This is a genomic window from Priestia sp. P5_B4 (assembly GCF_056400385.1).
This window is the reverse complement of sequence record NZ_JBFULJ010000794.1, coordinates 1-1,780: the sequence shown is the minus strand read 5'-3', so window position 1 is coordinate 1,780 and position 1,780 is coordinate 1. Positions and strand designations below refer to the sequence as shown.

The window sequence follows — 1,780 nt, the reverse complement described above, 5'->3', positions numbered from 1 at the left end:
GGGTTTCATATAGTGAGAGAGAACATGATAAAATTCCGTCCATGTTGCTTGCTTAGACCAAACAGATTTGGCTTGAATATATGTTTTACGAAGCATATCGTATGCCAAATCATGAATGTATCCGTTCACTTCATCGACCATGTGTACATAGTCTGTCTTGTAGCTCATCTTTGAAGGGAAAATTTCAAGAGTAAAGGAGAGCTCTTTTTCTCTTTCGCTGTAAACATGAAACGTAGAATACCCTACTTCATTTTGAAAGCTTATATTTCCCGTCAAAATGTAGGGAAATCCTACGCTTTGAAAGCTTTGTTCAACTGCTTTTGAATCGTGGTTAACAAACAGTCTTGTTTGATTTTTAGAAACAACTGTAATTTGATAGGTTTCATTTTCAAAAAATAAAGGCTCAAGCGGCGGTTTTGAAGTCATCATGCCTTTTGTTTGATTTAATACTTTTACATGTGTAATTCCTTTTCCTGTACAAGAAAAAAACATCACTTCTTCTGCAGATTTTATTTTTTTCTTATTTTTCCCTTTTATAACCACCGTACACGTGTCAGTTTCAATTTCAACGTACGGTATTAATCCAAAATGACGTGTATCCGTATACTTCAAAACGTCTCATCATCTCCATTATTTTGCGTGCGCTTTTAGGAAATCTCATTCCATCTGCATTTACGACAGCTGTCTCAAATTCATCATCTAACAGCGTATTTGTACAGTAATAATAAAGGTTTTTTAATAAATCAAATGTGTACCCATCGCTTCCTGAAATACGAGGCAAAACTTTTTGCAAAACCTGAAAATCAAACGCCTGATCAAATGTAAACATTCCGCTTTTCACCGCGTAAATTAAATAAAAGCATATTTCGTCGCGTACGCGGTAACCTATTTGTAAATCGACTTCTATAAGCATCTCATTGATGGTTAGCAGTTCATTTGTTACTTCGTGAATGAGCTCAGCATGTTCAACATACGCATCTTTTAAGTGAACATATTGACTTTGAATTTGTACATTTTGAATGCCGTGCTGAGACGGATCTTTATCATCTAAAAAATCAAAAGAATCTAGTTGAATCTTATTTAACTCAATGGTGTTGGTACGATCTAACAACTTTTGACTAAACCCATGAGTTGTTTCATCCATATTAATTGTACCGATAATGAGAAGATTAGATGGCAAATAAATATCTCGGAACATCTTATGTCCCGGGAATAACGGAGCCGTTTTGATTTTCCCTTTTGACCAGCTCCTGCTTTCCATCACGCTTAAAATATCGCTAAAATAATGTTCAACTCGAGCTAAGTTCATTTCATCCAATATGGCAACATATGTGTAAGCTGGATGCTGAATGGCTTGCTGCATAATGGACAGAAACGATCCTCTTCGAAAATCTCCTCTTAAATCAATATATCCTAATAAATCTGAACTATCGTGCCAATCGGGTCGAACCGGAATGAGCACTTGTCTTMCATTTTCAATCGTGGCACCGATACTATCTGCTAAGAGCTGAGCAAGCTTTGTTTTTCCTGTCCCGCTCATTCCGGATAAAACAATAAACGGTTTAGTCTTTAAAGCAAAGTAGGCGTTGGCTATATCATGTCGTTCATATGTAAATCCAGATTTCCTAATATACTCATGAATATGGACGATGGCGTCTTTGTCTCCAATCATCTCTTTGCTCATTCCGTATGTTTTTATATACTGTTCATGCATACTTAGCAGTAAATGCAAGTCCTCTTGCAGCTGATCATTGCTAGGTAAGTCTGCTATATTGTAAGG

2 protein-coding genes are annotated in these 1,780 nt (G+C 36.3%); both read right to left on the bottom strand.

Annotated features, from left to right (window positions below):
- Positions 1 to 612, bottom strand: a 612-nt coding sequence (locus tag AC1DRF_RS26040) for a DUF2357 domain-containing protein (RefSeq protein WP_477742081.1), incomplete at its 3' end; no start/stop codon positions are given.
- Positions 566 to 1,780: McrB family protein (locus tag AC1DRF_RS26035; RefSeq protein WP_477742080.1), on the bottom strand; the 1,215-nt coding region annotated here is incomplete at its 5' end. The genes AC1DRF_RS26040 and AC1DRF_RS26035, both read right to left, overlap by 47 nt.